The sequence below is a fragment of the Pseudomonas sp. GT1P32 genome, from assembly GCF_054897805.1.
The window spans coordinates 4,964,305-4,982,861 of the sequence record NZ_CM142704.1 but is presented as its reverse complement, the minus strand read 5'-3'; the positions used below and the strand labels follow the sequence as shown (position 1 = coordinate 4,982,861).

Sequence of the window (18,557 nt, the reverse complement as noted above, 5' to 3'; positions counted from 1 at the left end):
TGCGCCATCATCACTCAACCCGCAGCCACCTCGCGCACTGCACCACGACGGTTCTGACCGTAAGCCACCACGCAGTTTCGCCCCGCGCCTTTCGCGGCGTAGAGCGCCTCGTCCGCGGACTTGAGCACTTTTTCCGGGTTGCGTTGCTCCACGCGTTCGGCGACGCCAATGCTGACGGTGACCGACACACTCGAAGCCCCTGACCCGGAACGACGCTGACGACCTTGCTGGTCATCCTGAGGACGGTTGTCCTGGTTACGCAGTTGAATGTTGTAGGTGGCGATGGATTCGCGGATGACTTCCAGGTGCGGCATGCACTCTTCAAGCGTCTTGCCCGCGAACACCAGCGCAAATTCCTCACCGCCGTAGCGATACGCCCTACCGCCGCCGCCGATTTTCGACAGTTTGCTGGCTACCAGCCGCAGCACCTGATCGCCGACGTCGTGGCCGTGGGTGTCGTTGAATTTCTTGAAGTGGTCGACGTCGCTCATGGCCAGCACGTAATTGCGCCCCAGGCGCTGCATGCGTTCGTTCAACGCGCGGCGGCCAGGCAAACCGGTGAGCTCATCGCGGAAGGCCATTTGATAGGCTTCATGGGCAACTGCCGCGGCAATCATCAACATCACCTGGCTGCACATGATGTTCAAGGTGAACGGCAGGATGAACGTCTTCGGCAACGCCCAGAACAACCCGAGCAGCCCCACCAGCTGGGCGGCGTGCAAAGGTCTGGGGTTGCGCCAGTATTGCCAGCTCAGCAGCAGGAACGAGGCGATAAACACGGGGTAGGACAGCTGAATCAGGCTCATCCACGCGCCATGCAGGGCTGGCCAGCGGATTTCCGACAGCCACATCAACAGCGCCTGTGGGTAACTTTGCTCCAGGCCCAACGCCACGCTGCCGACGGCCAGCAACACCGCGAAACGCGCGATCATGTCCTGGAACAGATGGGTGCGTTCCTGCCACGCGGCGAATATGCCAAACATCAGCGGCAGTAACAGACAGCACAGGTGAAAGACCACGGCGGCGTCTTCACGCACTCTGCCGTTGTCGCGGTAATAGTCGGTCTGAGTGTCGAGCAGGTAGTAGGCGATGTACACCGTGACCATCAGAAACAGTTCACGCTGACGTCGGTAAACCGCGCAATAAGCGCCGCCGAGCAACAGCACCAACGTAGGCAGCACGTTGAACAGCGAAGTGAAGAAGACGTTCAGATCCTTGACGTACGCAGCCGCCAGCCCCGCAAGCAAAAGCAGAAGTGACGGTAGGAAATGACTGAAACGTACAGCGGAAGAACGCGGCAAGGGTAAAGCTCCGACCCGTCATATCTATAGATGGCATTGTGCCCACCACTTTAACGGCAGTGCCCCTGATTTTCTGAGTGATTTGATAAGGTTTTTTTGACGCCGTGTAACTGACTGTCGCCAGTTACACGGAATGAAGCATCAAAGGTCGTTGTAGTACGGCTGCAACGGCCCTTCTTTCACTTTGCGCCCCTCTGCGCCGACCGACTTGAGTTTCACCACCGCATCCACGGCCCGCTGGGTCGTAATCTTCGGATTGACCGGTTTTGCCACGACCGCATTTTCATCCCCGACGTGGCCTTGATGAATCACCAGCGATGGATGATCGAACGGCGCTTGCTCCCACGCCACGCGCGGATCGGTCAAGCCGACCTCCATGAACTTCACCAGGGCATCGATTTCATCGGGCGTCAGGTTCAGGGGCGTCATGTCCGGATCGAGGTTCGAGGTGTTGTGCTGATTCACACTGGGATGATTGAAGCCGCTGGTGTTGTTCGCTTCCGAGCCACGCCGGTCACCGCCACGGTTGTAGAACTCCATGACCTGTTTAAGCGTCGCCCGGCTGCCATTGTGGAAATACGGACCGGTCAACGCGATGTTGCGCAGCGTCGGGGTCTTGAAGGCACCATCCACCGCATCGCGGAAACCGACATTGGGTTTAAGCGTCGCATCGCAGGGGAGTGCCGCGCTCAAGGGCACTTCGAAAGTGCAGACATCGACGTCAAGCGGGTCAGGCACGTTGCCGCCCTGGATTTGCGTGTTGTATTCACGGGTGAACGACAGCGGATTGCCCCACGCGTCTGTCCCGCCAAGCGCCAGGTCTTCCGACGTCGGGCGTACTCCGGTGTTGTAAAAACCGTTGTCGTAGAGCGTGGTCAGGTTGTCGGCCATGACCATCCGTTCAATGCGCTCGCGCGGATGAAACAGCAAACGGCTGCCGGCGTTGGTCAATTCCGCGCCGCCATGGCAACTGATGCACTTGCCCTTACCGAGGAACAGATTCATTCCTTCGACTTGCTGGGCATTCATTGCCTGATGATTACCTTGCAGGTAGGCGTCCAGCGGCGCCTGGTCGGAAATCAGGGTCGATTCGTACATCTGGATCGCAAGTCCGAAGAACAGCGAGAAGTTGGCCTCCATTTGGGTAAACGGAGCGCCGCCGAGGGACACCTGTTGCGTGGCGTTCCACAGCCGTGGATGGAAAGCCGCCTTGATCAGTTCACGATAGGTAGGCCGGGATGTACCGGAAACCGGGCCCAGCACTGAATCGGTGGAGGAAATCTGCTGCCCTTTGAGCAACAGCGTGTCGAGCATGCGCCGGCCGATGTCCGCAAAGGTGCGTCCGCCGCAGGACATTTCTACCGCGCTGCCGGGTGGCCCAACGGCTTGCGAGGCGGCAGACGCATCTTTGAGCGCCAGCCGCACTTTGGTCGCTACCCCGCTGCTATCGCTGGTGACGAAAATCCCGGCATCGGGGTCGCGATTGCCAAACGGCGAAAAACCGTTGAACACGTTGTTGGCCCGACCATCCCAGAAATTGCGCACGTTGAACGCGGCGTTGATCACCGTCGGCGCGTTACGCCCTGTCGCACGACGGACATTGATCCCGCCCACCTGGAAAATACCGTCCGGCTGCTGCGTGCACTTGTCGAAACGTGATTGACGGGGTTTGACGAAGTTGGCGTCGAATACGCCTTGCGAGCCAACCACATCGTCGGTCGAATAGAGGATGGGCGAATTGCGATCGAGCGGATCAGCCAGCACGTGGGTGGGAAAGTCGGTTTTCTTGAGTGTGTAGTTCGGGCCGCCCTTGCCGCCGGACAGGGTCACGTATGACGCCACGTCGCCGGGGATATCCGAGGCTACAAAAGGCTTGTTGAAGATCGACGCGACGTTGGCATTGGTGTTCGCCTGGCCGGGGTTGATCTGGTTGGTTATCCGGTGATCGACCCCGGCGTGGAAGTGGCAAGACGCGCAGGCGGTGGCGCCGTCGCTGCCAACCTCCATGTCCCAAAACAGGGCCTTGCCTAAACGAATCGCCGCGCTGCGATTGAGGACATAGTCGGTCATCAGATCGACTTTGCGTCCGCCTTCGGTTCCCGAGGGGTCAGGGGGTGTCATGCCACGCAAGGATTGCAGAGTGGGCACGTCGGGCACAGGCGGATTGACCTCGGGCGCGGCGGCGGCCCATGCACTCATGACCGGCAGTCCACCGGCAAACAGAACGCTCGTCATTGCACAGGCCAGACGGCGAGTTCGAAAGATGCTCAAGTACTTAACCATGAAGACGTTCTCGATTCAGCACGGAGTAGCCAGGCTCCGTGATTTTCCTGTTGCGAGATGAACTCATCGCCATGAATCCTGCTATTTGCACCTGCGACCAAACCAATTAAAAAATTGGCAGGCAGGGCAAAGCACCACTGGCAAAGTACTCTCTTGGCTCAGGCTTTAGTTAAACTTTGCGCTGCTGCGCCTTCGAGGCGCTCAATCCAACTTTAGCTGTAACAAAACATTTCAGCAGAAAAAATCAATATTTTTTTATTTTGACGCCCGCCCGTAAAAACCGCTTAGCAAAACCCCCGCGAGGAGCACATCAACAGCCGTTTAACACTATCCATCATTATCGGTGTAGTCCCCCCCCATATCTGGGTGGCATTCCCCAACAGCCATGGACCGGAACCCAACAACAAGACTTAAGATATTGATATACAAGACTTATAGCGTATCGATGCCCCCTTTAGATAAGCTGGCAGAGTTATTGCTTACACCCACGGACAAGCATGTATCAAACACAGTAGTTCCATGCGTGCGCAAGTTGCACTGCGTGAGCTATGGCTTTTTTTATATAAAATTCAAAACAACTTTAATTGCGAAGACCACAAGAATACTGCTTGCCAACCATTCCCACTCAGAGTACATATAGACAACATTTCTCATTAACTTAATTATGGAAAACCAGTCAGGAACTACACTAAAAACCAATTACTGAACTCCCTAATATGGGCATATATCCCCCCCTATATTGGTGAATATCACTCGGCAGCCTTTCGCGCAATGCCAGCAACAGCGGCGCAGCCCGTATGTTCAATGCACTAACAACTATGTGTGCCGGTCAGGCACGACAACTGCTATGTACGCCCCAGGCTCAAGGAAATGTCTCTCGCGATCGTGTCCCTAACCGGCCAACACATCGCGTAATGCAGTCTGAAGGGTGAGTGGCGATCACGTATCGACCGTACAGCACCACCGTCACTCTCCCTCTGGATCGAGCCAACTCGACGCTCATGCCTTTCCGTCTTTCTTGCGCAGGATTCAGCGCATCAGCAGGCCTGAGAGTCGATTGGCCGGAAACTGGTCCTGCAAGATTTTGGAGAGAACCATGAGCTTATCTGTACACACAAAGACGCTCGCTATACCGCCGCTCCACAAACGACTTAACCTTATGCTCGGTCGCCACGCGCTGCTGGCCTGTTCAGTCGCCGTTGCACTGACCGTTGGAGGAGGAGGTGATGTATTTGCAAAAGGAGGGGGAACCGCCAAACCCGTCAAGGGCGCTCCCTCACCGTTCTCGACCCCCACACTGCCCGATCCGGTATTCACCAACCCGGATGCGATTCACGGCTTCGACATCACGGGTTTTATCCAGAACATGACCCTGGATCCCTCCAATGTGAACTGCCCGAATACCAGCGATCCCGGCCGTTTCGGGGGCACGGTCCAACTGAACGGAGTAACCATCACAGTCCCCTGCAACACGGTTCTCCAGATGCCGGCCAATACCCTGACCTGGGCTGACTTTGTCAGGGGCGGACCGCTGGCCCTTAACAAAGCGCCGTTGTCGTACCCCTCGTTCGAAATACATGTGGTTGGCAATACCGTCGCCAACAAGCAGATCGCCGGGTTGATCTTTGTCTCCCAGCAATCCACCAACGCTGGCAGCGGCTACATTTCCAGGATCGACTACACCACCGGCAACATCGAAATTGACAGCGGTACCCCGCTTCAACCGACCATCATCCAGATCAACGATCCGAATGGGCGCTTTGGCCGCGCCCAAAGTCCCGATCCTCGTTTCTCCGTCGACGACGCGAACCCGACGATTCACTCCGCCACTGGCTACCCGATGTGCGTGCCACGCACGATTTCCGGTGACGACACACTCTGCCCACAGAAAAACCGGCCAAAAGTGGTGACTCCGACCACCACCAACAACTGCCGGAACTTCAGCCAGGCCGGTGTAACGCCTCCAGCCAGCGGCGAGCTTTCGCCTCCGGCGCTGGGTCAGGTCTACTGCAGCCAGTACGTCATGAAAAGATTCAGCGACGCTACGCGTACGGCGACAGACCCCGACCCGACGCAACAGGCGCCCTTTGAAGTCGGCGACTTCATCAGCTACGCGGGCACATTGTTCAAATCTGCGACAGCGGGTACCCCGGACTACATTTCTGCACACACGATTGAAGCGAACATCGGGATCTACACCCAGCCAGGTACGCAGCCCAGCTACCTGTCTATCGGGGAGTTTGGTATCGGTACCGCCGACCCTGCGGCAACGGCCATCAATGGTGTAGCGCAGGAAACGCAGGACCGGATATTCCTGGAAACATCGACCACCGACATCAAGACTCCGGTCGACATCTATCTGATAGACGTCGATCCTTCGACGGGCTTACAAACCAATCGCTGGGTTACCCCCTATGAGATGACGGGCGAATGCAACCCTGCCCAGACGCTTGCTGCAAGTTGCCTTGGGGCTTCGGGCGGCATCACGACCCAGAACACTGGTCCTCAGCCACAACGCGCCAGGCTTCGTGCAACGAAGGCACCGACAGGGCTCCTCAGCCAGCCGACCCGTACCTTGCGTGTCGTTGCGCGCTCACTTTGCGTTCCTCAATTGACCGCTTCCCAAACCGCCGTCGACAGCTGCATCCAAAATGCCAGCAGGCTGGCGGTGGCCAATGGTCTGACAGCCGGCCAGTATGTGGCGCCGGTGTTTGAGTTCATCTTTCCGGAAGGCGTGAAACCTGGCGATCCCGTTGTCCCGAACGACTTCTGGCACCTGCCGTTCCTGCGTAACGGAGAAGGCGTCAGCACACCGACAGGTGTCGGCCCCCTGGACCCGACCCCGTGGTAAACCGTGGCTGATGGAAGCGCAAAAAAAAACCGCCGCTCCCGAAGGAGCGGCGGTTTATTTGAAGGACTGCGTTAAGGCTTAGTAGCCCAGATCGAAGTTCTCTTCTTTCATGTCCATCAGGTTGTTGGCGCCCGACAGCATGGTTGCAACGTGAGTGCGGGTACGCGGCAGGATGCGCTGGAAGTAGAAGCGCGCAGTCTGCAGCTTGGCGGTGTAGAACGCTTCTTCGGTGGTGCCGGCTGCCAGTTTCTCGGCCGCCAGACGTGCCATGTCAGCCCAGAAATAGGCCAGGCAGGCGTAACCGGAGTACATCAGGTAGTCCACAGAGGCCGCGCCGACTTCTTCGCGGTCTTTCATGGCTGCCATACCGACCTTCATGGTCAGCTCGCCCCATTCTTTGTTGATTGCAGCCAACGGAGCGACGAATTCCTGAACGGCTTCGTTGCCTTCGTTGGTCTGGCAGAACTTGTGGACGATCTTGGTGAAGCCTTTCAGGGCCTCGCCTTGAGTCATCAACACTTTGCGGCCCAGCAGGTCGAGTGCCTGGATGCCGGTGGTGCCTTCGTACAGCATCGAAATGCGGCTGTCGCGAACGTTCTGCTCCATGCCCCACTCGGCGATGAAGCCGTGGCCGCCGTAGATTTGCACGCCGTGGTTAGCGGATTCGAAACCGACTTCGGTCATGAAGGCTTTGGCAATTGGCGTCATGAACGCCAGCAGTGCGTCGGCTTTCTTCTTCTCTTCTTCGTCCACGCCGTACTTGACGATGTCGACTTGCTTGGCGGTGAAGTAAACCATTGCGCGGTTGCCTTCGGCGAACGCTTTCATGGTCAACAGCATACGACGAACGTCAGGGTGCACGATGATCGGGTCGGCAGCTTTTTCCGGCGCTTTCGGGCCAGTCAGGGAGCGCATTTGCAGACGATCGCGAGCGTATTTCAGGCCGCCCTGGAAACCGATTTCGGCGTGGGCCAGGCCTTGCAGCGCGGTACCCAGACGTGCGGTGTTCATGAAGGTGAACATGCAGTTCAGGCCTTTGTTCGCCGGGCCGATCAGGAAACCGGTGGCCGCGTCGAAGTTCATCACGCAGGTGGCGTTGCCGTGGATGCCCATTTTGTGTTCCAGGGAACCACAGGACACGGCGTTGCGTGCACCGATCGAACCGTCTTCGTTCGGCATGAATTTCGGAACGATGAACAGCGAGATACCTTTGGTGCCAGCCGGTGCATCCGGCAGGCGAGCCAGCACGATGTGGACGATGTTGTCGGCCATGTCGTGTTCACCGGCCGAGATGAAGATCTTGGTGCCGGAAACTTTGTAGGAACCGTCGGCCTGAGGTTCGGCCTTGGTGCGCAGCATGCCCAGGTCGGTGCCGCAGTGCGGTTCGGTCAGGCACATGGTGCCGGTCCATTCGCCGGAGACCAGTTTGGTCAGGTAAGCGTGTTGCTGCTCAGGCGTGCCGTGCTCGGAAATGGTGTTCATCGCGCCGTGCGACAGGCCCGGGTACATGCCCCACGACCAGTTGGCTTCGCCAACCATTTCGCTGACGGCCAGACCCAGAGACTCCGGCAGGCCTTGGCCGCCATGCTCTACGTCGTGGGCCAGGCTTGGCCAGCCGCCTTCAACGAATTGCTTGTAGGCTTCTTTGAAGCCGGTCGGGGTTTTAACGCCGGACTCGCTCCAGGTGCAGCCTTCGGTGTCACCCACGCGGTTCAGCGGAGCCAGTACCTGCTCACAAAACTTGGCGCCTTCTTCGAGAATGGCGTCAACCATGTCCGGAGTTGCGTCCGAGCAAGCCGGAAGGCTCTGATAATGCGCTTCGTAGCCGAGCAGTTCGTCACGAACGAAGCGAATATCACGCAAGGGGGCCTTGTAGTCAGGCATAGCGATAAACCTCTGCTGATGTAACCGGGAATGAACGACCGCGTTGATTTGTTGTGACGGTCAAACAGTTGTTTGAAACATACGTTTACGCCCAAATCTTGTCAAGCGCCGATCTTTTGCCGTTCGTCTTCGCACCCCGCGCAAAGCTGCACACGCGACAACGCAACGCCGTTGACTGAGCAACACGTCCTGCAGAAAAGTTTAGTTGGGCGAGAAGGACTTACGCACAAAAACGCCGCGAAGGGTCGCGGCGTTGGTAGAGCGGTTTCAGCAGATGATCAGGCGAAGGTATCGATCAGCGTACCGAGCATTTCATCGGAAGCTTTGGCAACTTTGACACCGGCCTCGACCTGAAACTTGCCCTGAGCCATCTCGACCATGTTGCTGGCGAGGTCCGACTGCTGGCTGCGATCAACCGAACGCAGGCGATTGACCTGAGCATCGGAGGACTGGCTGGTCACCGAACGCTCGACCGAATTGCTGGCAATCTGGCCGGAGGCTTGATCGACACGGTTCTGCCCTGTCTGAATAGTGCTCAGACCAGCATAAAAAGCGGTACTTCCTGAGATTTCCATGGGAGAACTCGTCCTACAAAGGATCAACAGCGGCCATTGAACCAGACGCACGGCCAAAACACCCGACAAAAACACTAATGGCACAGTGCCTTGTCATAGGTAAAACCAGCACTTGAAACTTCAGTCCAGCAAATCCAGCTGAAGGTGTTCCGCCACCGCCTCTGCCGTCACCACCTTGAGTTTCGGCACGCGCCCCAGGCATGGCGCGGGGATCCGCTCGGCCAGCGTGGCCAGGTTTTCTTCAAGACGCGCAGTCTTGGCATCGATGATGTTGGCCACCCAACCCGCCAGTTGCAAACCATCCTGCGCAATCGCCTCGGCCGTCAGCAGCGCATGATTGATGCAGCCCAGCCGTACGCCGACCACCAGAATCACCGGCAGATCCAGCGCCATGGCCAGGTCCGACAGGTTGTCCTGATCCGCCAGCGGCACGCGCCAGCCGCCGGCGCCTTCGATGAGGGTGAAATCTGCCTGCATCTCCAGAATCTGCTGCATTGGCGTCAGCAACGATTGCACCGTCAACGCCACGCCGGCCTCGCGCGCCGCCAAATGCGGAGCGATGGCCGGTTCGAAAGCCACCGGATTGACCTGTGCATACGTCAGCGGCACCGAACATTCCGCCAGCAGCGCCAACGCATCGGCGTTGCGCAAGCCCTTGGGCGTCACGTCGCAACCGGATGCCACCGGTTTTCCCGCCGCCGTACTCAGGCCGGCCAACCGCGCGGCATGCAGCAAACCCGCAGCCACGGTGGTCTTGCCGACATCGGTGTCAGTCCCGGTGATGAAATACGCTGCGCTCATAAGGGTTTCTCCAAAACGGCGTACACCACTTGATAAGTCGCCGGCAGTCCTTGGGCCTGACGAAACTGCTCATACGCCTCGACCAGGCCGAGGATCCGCGCCCTGCCGGTCAAACCACCCGGCCGACCGGGGTTCAGATTATGCGCGCCCAGCGCCTTGAGTTCATGGGTCAGGCTGCGCACATCCGGGTAATGCAGCACATGAGGACAGGTTTGCAGACTCGCGACCTGCAAACCGCTGGCCGCACACAGGTGTTGATAAACCCCGAACTCGCGGAAGCGGTTGACGTGCACCATGCCATCCACCTGACGCCAACTGTCTCGCAGCTCAAACAGTGTGCCCACGCACAGACTAGCAAACGCAAACATTCCGCCGGGTTTCAGCACGCGATGGGCTTCACTGAGCACCGACGCGAAGTCCGCGCACCACTGCACCGCCAGGCTGGAAAAAATCAAATCACAGGTCGAATCCTGCAATGGCAACCGCTCTGCATCCCCGGCGATGAAGTGCGTGGCCCCGCCCAATGGACGCGCGTGATTGAGCATGCCTTCGGCGATGTCCAGCGCCACGCCGTGACCGCCAGGAAAACGCTCACCCAGCACACGACTGAAATGCCCGGTGCCACAGCCCAGGTCCAGCCAGCGACCGGGCACGAAATCGTCCGGCAAACGGCTCAACAACTGGCTGCCGACGTCACGCTGCAATTCGGCCACGCTGTCGTAGCTGGCCGCTGCGCGGGAAAAGGACGCCGCCACCTGGCGTTTGTCCGGCAGGCCGCCGGGCTGCTTTGGAAGGGGCAGCGGAAGGGATAAATCAGTCATCACCGGACTCATGCAAAAAGGCCTGGATCGCCCCCGCCACACCGTGAGGGTCTTCCAGAAGAAACGCGTGGCTGGCCTGTTCAATCAGACCGATTTCGACGTCCGGCAGCAACGCCAGCAAGTCCCCCGCCGCTTCGGCCGGAACCAGTCCGTCGAGGCCGGCGAACAGGTGCAACTGCGGGCCGCGAAACGCCTGCAACGCCTGACGGGTATCCAGTTGTGCCAGCAACTCCAGGCCGCTCATCAACACCGCAGCAGAGGCGTTTGGCGCACCACCGAGCAGCAGCCGCGACAGCCCGCGCGGGTCTTCGGCGCCTTGCGCGCACAGCAGCGAAAAGCGCTTCAAGGTCATGCGCGGATCGGCATTGCAGCCTGCCAGAAACGCATCAAAAGTCTCGCCCGGCATCGCGCTCGGCCACTGTTCATGGGCAACAAAAGAAGGATTGCTCGCCAGGGTCAGCAAGCCACAGCAACGATCACCGCGTCGCGCCGCCAACTCGGAGGCAAGCATGCCGCCGAGCGACCAGCCGCCAAGCCACGCATCCTGAGGTACGGCCGAGTCGAGTTCGTCGAGCCATTCAGCAAGGTCGCTGGACTCCAGATCCGGCAACGGCTCGATCTCGACGCGCAGGTGTTCATCCAGCCCCTGCAACGCAGCCGCCAATGGCTCCATCGGAGAAATTCCGAGCCCCCAGCCTGGCAGCAGAATCAGGCGATTACGCATGGCTTGGCTCCGGTCCCAGTTGTTGAAAACAATCGGCCAGTCCATTTAACAATAGCTGCACCTGCGCCTCGCTGTGCGCGGCGGTCAGGGTCACGCGCAGACGGGCGCTGCCGGCGGGCACGGTCGGCGGACGAATCGCCGTGACCATCAAGCCGCGTTCGCGCAGCATCTGCGACAGTCGTACCGCACGCCCGGCGTCGCCGATCATGATCGGTTGAATGGGCGTGAAGCTGTCCATCAACTCCAGGCCGATCTGCTCGGCGCCTTGGCGGAACTGACGGATCAGCGTCTTCAGGTGCTCACGTCGCCAATGTTCAGTACGCAGCAATTCGAGGCTTTTCAGCGTCGCGCAGGCCAGGGCCGGCGGTTGGCTGGTGGTGTAAATGTAGGGACGGGCGAACTGGATCAGGCTCTCGATCAGCTCTTCGCTGCCGGCGACGAACGCGCCCGCCGTACCGAATGCCTTGCCGAGGGTGCCGACCAGCACGGGAACGTCTTCCTGGCTCAGGCCGAAATGCTCGACGATCCCGCCGCCATTGGCACCCAGCGGACCAAAACCGTGCGCGTCATCGACCATCAGCCACGCGCCTTTGGCCTTGGCTTCACGGGCCAATGCCGGCAGGTCGGCGATATCACCGTCCATGCTGAACACGCCGTCGGTGACCACCAGCGTATTGCCGGTGGCTTTCTCGAGACGATTGGCCAGGCTCGCTGCATCGTTGTGCAGATATCGATTGAAACGTGCGCCGGACAACAAACCGGCATCGAGCAACGAGGCGTGGTTGAGGCGGTCTTCGAGCACCGTATCGCCCTGCCCGACCAGCGCGGTGACCGCACCGAGGTTGGCCATGTAGCCGGTGGTGAACAGCAACGCGCGCGGGCGGCCGGTCAAGTCAGCCAGCGCTTCTTCCAGCTCGTGATGTGGCGTGCTGTGACCGATGACCAAATGCGAAGCGCCGCCGCCGACGCCCCATCGAGAAGCCCCGGCGCACCATGCCTCGATCACTTGCGGATGATTGGCCAGGCCCAGGTAATCGTTGTTACAGAACGCCAGCAACGGCTGGCCATCGACCACCACTTCCGGGCCCTGAGGGCTTTCGAGCAAGGGGCGTTGGCGATAGAGATTTTCGGCACGACGGGCAGCAAGGCGTGCGGCGAGATCGAAAGACATGCAGGCCTCGCGAGTAAGGAAAACATACATAACCTGTAGGAGCGAGGCTTGCCCGCGAAGGGAACGCCGCGGCCTGACTGAACGACCGCAGTGACTCTTTCGCGGGCAAGCCTCGCTCCTACAAGGTTTCGCGTTGGTTAGACGGCGGCGTTGTAGAACTGCTCGCTGCTCTTCTGCTCCACCAGCGCCTGCTCGATGGCGGCCTGATGCACTTCGTCGGCGTGCTCTTCGCGCGCTTCCGGCAGGATGCCCAGGCGCGAGAACAGTTGCATGTCCTTGTCGGCCTGCGGGTTGGCGGTGGTCAGCAGTTTGTCACCGTAGAAAATCGAGTTCGCACCGGCGAAGAACGCCAGGGCCTGCATCTGCTCGTTCATCGCTTCGCGGCCGGCGGACAGGCGCACGTGGGACTTCGGCATCAGGATCCGCGCCACGGCGAGCATGCGGATGAAGTCGAACGGATCGATGTCTTCGGCGTTTTCCAGCGGCGTACCGGCGACTTTCACCAGCATGTTGATCGGAACCGATTCCGGATGCTCCGGCAGGTTGGCCAGTTGGATCAGCAGGTTGGCGCGGTCATCCAGGGACTCGCCCATGCCGAGGATACCGCCAGAGCAGATCTTCATCCCGGAATCACGCACGTAGGCCAGGGTTTGCAACCGCTCGCTGTAGGTGCGGGTGGTGATGATGCTGGTGTAGAAATCCGGCGAAGTGTCGAGGTTGTGGTTGTAGTAATCGAGGCCGGCCTTGGCCAGCGCTTCGGTCTGCTCCTGGTCCAGACGACCGAGGGTCATGCAGGTTTCCAGGCCCATGGCCTTCACGCCTTCGACCATCTTCAGCACGTACGGCATGTCTTTGGCCGACGGGTGTTTCCACGCCGCGCCCATGCAGAATCGCGTCGAACCGATGGCTTTGGCGCGAGCGGCCTCTTCGAGGACCTTCTGCACTTCCATCAGTTTTTCTTTTTCCAGGCCGGTGTTGTAGTGGCCGGACTGCGGACAATATTTGCAATCTTCCGGGCAGGCGCCGGTCTTGATCGAGAGCAGCGTGGAAACCTGGACGCGGTTGGCGTCGAAATGCGCGCGGTGCACGGTCTGCGCCTGAAACAGCAGGTCATTGAATGGCTGAACGAAGAGTGCTTTGACTTCGGCCAAAGACCAGTCATGACGCAGGGTTGCAGAGGTGCTGGCGCTCATGGGCGTTTCCTTTGTTTTATGCTGGGCAAGCGGTCGGGGGACGGAATACCCACAGACGCGACACGGATGTTCGGCATATTTAAGGAAGAGCGATGCGCTGTCAACCACGATACGAAGGACCGGTTTACATCTGGTTAAAAAACAACCAACCCTGTTTACTCTGCGGCGAGACGACTGAAGAAGCCACGCCGATCTGCATGGCCTGCGAAACCGAGCTGCCCTGGCTCGGCGATCACTGCCAGACCTGCGCCCTGCCATTACCTGCGGCGGGCCTGACGTGCGGCCAGTGCTTGCAGCAACCGCCGCCCTTCGAGCAAGTCATTGCCCCGTGGACCTATGGTTTTCCGGTCGACAGCCTGATCACCCGATTCAAGCACGGCGCGAAGTGGCCGTTTGGTCGCCTGCTCGCCGAACTTCTTGCTCAATCCCTGCAACATCGCTTCGATGAAGCGCTGGAACGGCCAGATGAGTTGGTCCCCGTTCCGCTCGCCGCTAAACGTCTGCGCCAACGGGGTTTCAACCAGGCCGCGATGCTGGCCCGCTGGTTGAGCGCCAGCCTGGATATCCCCTGTGACGAACGGCTGCTCAAGCGGATTCAGGACACCAGCGCGCAACAGGAGCTGAAGGCTGATGCGCGTAAAAAGAACCTGCGTAACGCCTTCGCCCTGATGCCCGGAGCACTGATCAAGGGCCGTCACCTGGCGCTGGTCGATGATGTCTTGACCACCGGCGCCACGGCCCAGGCCTTGGCTCGTCTATTAATGGATGCGGGCGCAGCGCGAGTCGACGTCTACTGCCTGGCCCGCACCCCAAAACCCGGTGACAACACTTGACTTAAGCCAGGCACAAACCTGTGGGAGCGGGCTTGCTCGCGAAGGCGTCAGCTCAGTCGATATCTTTGTTGAATGCCAGTCCGCATTCGCGAGCAAGCCCGCTCCCACAGGTTTTGTGCCCGACTTGACTCTCGGGCTTCCAGCCGCCAACGTCGTGCCCATCGCCACAACCCGAAGCGTCTCGCCATGTCCTTGCCTACGTTGTTATCCCAGCACATTGTCCGTCGCCCGCAGCGCATCGCCTTGCTGCAACACATCGCCGAACAGGGCTCGATCACTCGCGCCGCGAAAAGCGCGGGCCTGAGTTACAAAGCGGCATGGGATGCCATCGACGAGCTGAACAACCTCGCGCAGAAACCGCTGGTGGAGCGTAGCGTCGGCGGCAAGGGTGGCGGTGGCGCCAAGCTGTCCAGCGAAGGCGAGCGCGTATTGCGCCTGTATCAAAAGCTGCAAACGTTGCAGGCGCAGGTGTTGGAAGCGGCCGAAGACGCCAGCGACCTCAACCTGCTCGGCCGCCTGATGCTCAGAACCAGCGCGCGCAATCAATTGCACGGCAAAGTCGTGGAAATCGAAGCTCAGGGACGCAACGACCTGATCCGCCTGGAACTGGCTGAAGGCTTGATCCTCGTGGCGCAGATCACTCACGACAGCACCCTGCGCCTGGAACTGCAGACCGGCACCGAAGTCGTCGCCCTGATCAAGGCCGGTTGGCTCGACCTGCTGGGTATCGATGACGAGGCAACGCCTGGACACAATTGCCTGACCGGCACCCTCGAAGAAATCCTCGACGCCGAAGACGGCCCAAGTGAAGTGCGCATCGGCCTGCCCAATGGCCAGACGCTGTGCGCGCTGGCCGAACCGCTGCACTTGCGAACCCACGGTCTGGCCACCGGCAAAGCGCTGCGGGTGCAATTTGCCCCCTCCAACGTGCTGCTCGGTACACCGCTCTGAAACACAAGCGTCATTAACGCGCTTTAAGGTGACTGCAAAAACCAGCAGGGAGCCTGATGTGAGCCTATTAGAAGACAACCAATCCACCGACCTCGAGCAAATGGTCGGCCTCAGCCGTCGTGGTTTCATCAGCGCGGGCGCCCTGTGCGGTGCCGCGATGTTCCTCGGCGGCAACCTGCTGAGCCGTAGCGTGCTCGCGGCCAGTGTCAGCGCAGGCACCAGCAAACTGTTGGGTTTTGACAGCATTCCCGCCGCCACCAGCGACGCTATCACCCTGCCACCGGGCTACAAGTCTTCGGTGCTGATCAGTTGGGGCCAGCCGCTGCAAAAGAATGGTCCGGCATTTGATCCAAGCGGCAACGGCAGCGCCGAGCAACAGGAAGTCCAGTTCGGCGACAACAACGACGGCATGAGCCTGTTCGAGTTTCCGGGTGAGAAAGACCGGGCGCTGATGGCGATCAACAACGAATACACCAACTACCGCTACCTCTACCCGCACGGCGGCATGCCGCAATCGGCCGAAGAAGTGCGCAAGGCTCTGGCCTGCGAAGGCGTGTCGGTGATCGAAGTGCAGCGCAAGAACGGCCAATGGCAATTCGTTCAGGGCTCGCACTACAACCGCCGCATTCACGGCAACGCACCGATCAGCCTCAGCGGCCCGGCCGCCGGCCACGCGCTGGTGAAAACCAGCGCCGACCCGCACGGCAAGAACGTGCTCGGCACCTTCCAGAACTGCGCCAACGGCAAGACGCCGTGGGGCACCTACCTGACCTGTGAAGAGAACTTCACTGACTGTTTCGGCAGCAGCAACGCCGAGCAGAAATTCGACCCGGCGCAAAAACGCTACGGTGCGGTGGCGACCAGTAAAGAGATCAACTGGCATCAACACGACGAGCGCTTCGACCTGGCGAAGAACCCCAACGAACTCAACCGTCATGGCTGGGTCGTGGAAATCGACCCGTTCGATCCGAAATCGACCCCGGTCAAACGCACCGCACTGGGCCGTTTCAAGCATGAAAACGCGGCCCTGGCCGAAACCCATGACGGCCACGCCGTGGTGTACATGGGCGACGACGAACGCGGCGAGTTCATCTACAAGTTCGTCAGCCGCGACAAGATCAACCACAAGAACCCGAAAGCCAACCGCGACTTGCTGGACCACGGCACCCTGTACGTGGCGCGTTTCGACGCGGGCGACGGCAATGCCGATCACCCGAAAGGCCAGGGCGAGTGGATCGAGCTGACCCACGGCAAAAACGGCATCGACGCCAGCAGCGGTTTTGCCGATCAGGCCGAAGTGCTGATTCATGCGCGCCTCGCCGCCACGGTGGTGAAAGCCACGCGCATGGACCGTCCGGAATGGATCGTCGTCAGCCCCAAGGATGGCCAGGTCTATTGCACGCTGACCAACAACGCCAAGCGCGGTGAAGACGGTCAACCGGTGGGCGGGCCAAACCCGCGCGAGAAGAACGTCTACGGGCAGATTCTGCGCTGGCGCACCGACCGTGATGATCACGGCTCGAAAAGCTTTGCCTGGGATCTGTTTGTGGTCGCCGGCAACCCGGGTGTCCACGCCGGCACGCCGAAGGGCGGTTCGTCGAACATCACGCCGCAGAACATGTTCAACAGTCCGGACGGCCTGGGTTTCGACAAGGCCGGACGCTTGTGGATCCTGACCGATGGCGATTCGAGCAACGCCGGTGATTTTGCCGGCATGGGCAACAACCAGATGCTCTGTGCCGACCCGGTGACCGGTGAGATCCGTCGCTTCATGGTCGGGCCGGTGGGTTGCGAGGTGACGGGGATCAGCTTCTCGCCGGATCAGAAGACGCTGTTTGTCGGGATTCAGCATCCGGGTGAAAACGGTGGCTCGACGTTCCCTGAGCATTTGCCGAACGGCAAGCCGCGGTCTTCGGTGATGGCGATTTCCCGCGAGGATGGCGGGATCGTCGGCGCCTGATAAGGCCTCTTCGCGGGCAAGCCTCGCTCCTACAGGTCGTGCGCCAATTTCAGCATGGCGAATAACCTGTAGGAGCGAGCGGTGCGGCGATCCGACTTGCCCGCGAAGACGTCAGCCCAAACAACACACATTCCAACCCCAACCACTAAAGACAGCCCGTCTGCGCTACCATGCTTGGCCGGACGCGGCAGCCTGCTGCGCGCAGGAGTCAGCATGGCCCACCCGTTTGCAACCCTCACCCCAGACCTCGTGCTCGATGCCGTCGAAAGCATCGGCTTTCTCAGCGACGCGCGCATTCTGGCGCTCAACAGCTACGAGAACCGCGTCTATCAGGTCGGCATCGAAGACTCCGAGCCGCTGATCGCCAAGTTCTATCGCCCGCAGCGCTGGACCAACGAAGCGATTCTCGAAGAACACCAGTTCACCTTCGAACTCGCCGAGTGCGACGTGCCGGTGGTGGCGCCAATGATTCACAACGGTGCCAGCCTGCACGAACACAACGGTTTCCGTTTCACCCTGTTCCCCCGCCGTGGCGGCCGCGCACCTGAGCCGGGCAATCTCGATCAGCTGTATCGGCTGGGCCAACTGCTCGGTCGCCTGCACGCCGTCGGCTCGACCAAACCGTTCGAGCACCGTGAAGCCCTGGGCGTGAAGAACTTTGGTCATGCCTCGCTGACAACGTTGCTCGAAGGCAACTTCATCCCCAAAAGCCTGCTGCCGGCCTACGAGTCAGTCGCCCGCGACCTGCTCAAGCGTGTGGAAGAGGTCTACAACGCCACGCCGCACCAGAACATCCGCATGCACGGCGATTGCCACCCCGGCAACATGATGTGCCGCGACGAGATGTTCCACATCGTCGACCTGGACGACTGCCGCATGGGCCCGGCGGTGCAGGACATCTGGATGATGCTCGCCGGCGACCGTCAGGAATGTCTGGGGCAGCTGTCGGAACTGATGGACGGCTACAACGAGTTTCACGATTTCGACCCGCGGGAATTGGCGCTGATCGAACCGCTGCGCGCGCTGCGCCTGATGCATTACAGCGCGTGGCTGGCACGCCGCTGGGATGATCCGGCGTTCCCGCACAGTTTTCCGTGGTTCGGGACGGAGCGGTATTGGGGGGATCAAGTGTTGGCGTTGCGCGAGCAACTCGCCGCGCTCAACGAAGAACCCCTGAAACTGTTCTGACCCCTGTAGGAGCGAGCGGTG

The 18,557-nt window shown here is 60.0% G+C and carries 14 protein-coding genes; 5 read left to right on the top strand and 9 right to left on the bottom strand.

The genetic code is table 11. The features are described from left to right. Window positions 1-14: 14 nt before the first annotated feature. Both ACYZUC_RS22780 and ACYZUC_RS22775 read right to left on the bottom strand, forming a co-directional pair. Window positions 15-1,301 carry a GGDEF domain-containing protein gene (locus tag ACYZUC_RS22780; protein WP_461990544.1) on the bottom strand — a complete coding sequence of 429 codons (1,287 nt, stop codon included), beginning with the start codon at window positions 1,299-1,301 and terminating at the stop codon, window positions 15-17. A 141-nt stretch (window positions 1,302-1,442) separates the two neighbouring features. Beyond that, window positions 1,443-3,536 carry a cytochrome-c peroxidase gene (locus ACYZUC_RS22775; protein ID WP_461990542.1) on the bottom strand — a complete coding sequence of 698 codons (2,094 nt, stop codon included), beginning with the start codon at window positions 3,534-3,536 and terminating at the stop codon, window positions 1,443-1,445. Window positions 3,537-4,680: 1,144 nt separating this feature from the next. Here ACYZUC_RS22775 and ACYZUC_RS22770 point away from each other — a divergent pair. Then, window positions 4,681-6,435, top strand: a complete 1,755-nt coding sequence (locus tag ACYZUC_RS22770) for a hypothetical protein (protein WP_461990540.1) — start codon at window positions 4,681-4,683, stop codon at window positions 6,433-6,435. A 78-nt stretch (window positions 6,436-6,513) separates the two neighbouring features. Here the strand turns inward: ACYZUC_RS22770 and ACYZUC_RS22765 are convergent, their stop codons facing one another. The 7 genes from ACYZUC_RS22765 to bioB form a co-directional block, all read right to left on the bottom strand. Beyond that, window positions 6,514-8,319 carry a phenylacyl-CoA dehydrogenase gene (locus tag ACYZUC_RS22765; protein WP_461990538.1) on the bottom strand — a complete coding sequence of 602 codons (1,806 nt, stop codon included), beginning with the start codon at window positions 8,317-8,319 and terminating at the stop codon, window positions 6,514-6,516. A gap of 278 nt (window positions 8,320-8,597) precedes the next feature. Then, window positions 8,598-8,894 (bottom strand): pyrroloquinoline quinone biosynthesis protein PqqE, encoded by a 297-nt coding sequence (locus tag ACYZUC_RS22760; RefSeq protein WP_461990536.1) that lies wholly within the window; start codon window positions 8,892-8,894, stop codon window positions 8,598-8,600. Window positions 8,895-9,014: 120 nt separating this feature from the next. Then, window positions 9,015-9,695: a dethiobiotin synthase gene (gene bioD / locus ACYZUC_RS22755; RefSeq protein WP_461990535.1), complete on the bottom strand. Its 681-nt coding sequence runs from the start codon at window positions 9,693-9,695 to the stop codon at window positions 9,015-9,017. Continuing rightward, window positions 9,692-10,516, bottom strand: a complete 825-nt coding sequence (bioC, locus tag ACYZUC_RS22750) for a malonyl-ACP O-methyltransferase BioC (protein ID WP_461990533.1) — start codon at window positions 10,514-10,516, stop codon at window positions 9,692-9,694. Before bioC ends, bioD begins: the two co-directional genes overlap by 4 nt. Continuing rightward, entirely contained in the window at window positions 10,509-11,240 is a 732-nt protein-coding gene (locus tag ACYZUC_RS22745) for an alpha/beta fold hydrolase (protein ID WP_461990531.1), read from the bottom strand. The genes bioC and ACYZUC_RS22745 overlap by 8 nt, the downstream gene beginning before the upstream one ends. Then, window positions 11,233-12,411, bottom strand: a complete 1,179-nt coding sequence (gene bioF / locus ACYZUC_RS22740) for an 8-amino-7-oxononanoate synthase (RefSeq protein ID WP_461990529.1) — start codon at window positions 12,409-12,411, stop codon at window positions 11,233-11,235. Before bioF ends, ACYZUC_RS22745 begins: the two co-directional genes overlap by 8 nt. Before the next feature lie 137 nt (window positions 12,412-12,548). Then, window positions 12,549-13,604: a biotin synthase BioB gene (gene bioB, locus ACYZUC_RS22735; RefSeq protein WP_008024223.1), complete on the bottom strand. Its 1,056-nt coding sequence runs from the start codon at window positions 13,602-13,604 to the stop codon at window positions 12,549-12,551. A 92-nt stretch (window positions 13,605-13,696) separates the two neighbouring features. Here bioB and ACYZUC_RS22730 point away from each other — a divergent pair, with 92 nt between their 5' ends. From ACYZUC_RS22730 to ACYZUC_RS22715, 4 genes are all read left to right on the top strand, one after another. Next, the gene (locus tag ACYZUC_RS22730; RefSeq protein WP_461990526.1) at window positions 13,697-14,437 is read left to right on the top strand and encodes a double zinc ribbon domain-containing protein; all 741 of its coding nucleotides are present in this window, start codon (window positions 13,697-13,699) and stop codon (window positions 14,435-14,437) included. Between the two features lie 186 nt (window positions 14,438-14,623). Further along, window positions 14,624-15,388: a TOBE domain-containing protein gene (locus ACYZUC_RS22725; protein ID WP_461990525.1), complete on the top strand. Its 765-nt coding sequence runs from the start codon at window positions 14,624-14,626 to the stop codon at window positions 15,386-15,388. Window positions 15,389-15,446: 58 nt separating this feature from the next. Further along, the gene (locus ACYZUC_RS22720; RefSeq protein WP_461990524.1) at window positions 15,447-17,348 is read left to right on the top strand and encodes a PhoX family protein; all 1,902 of its coding nucleotides are present in this window, start codon (window positions 15,447-15,449) and stop codon (window positions 17,346-17,348) included. Window positions 17,349-17,561: 213 nt separating this feature from the next. Then, window positions 17,562-18,536 (top strand): serine/threonine protein kinase, encoded by a 975-nt coding sequence (locus tag ACYZUC_RS22715; protein ID WP_192416793.1) that lies wholly within the window; start codon window positions 17,562-17,564, stop codon window positions 18,534-18,536. Window positions 18,537-18,557: the final 21 nt, after the last annotated feature.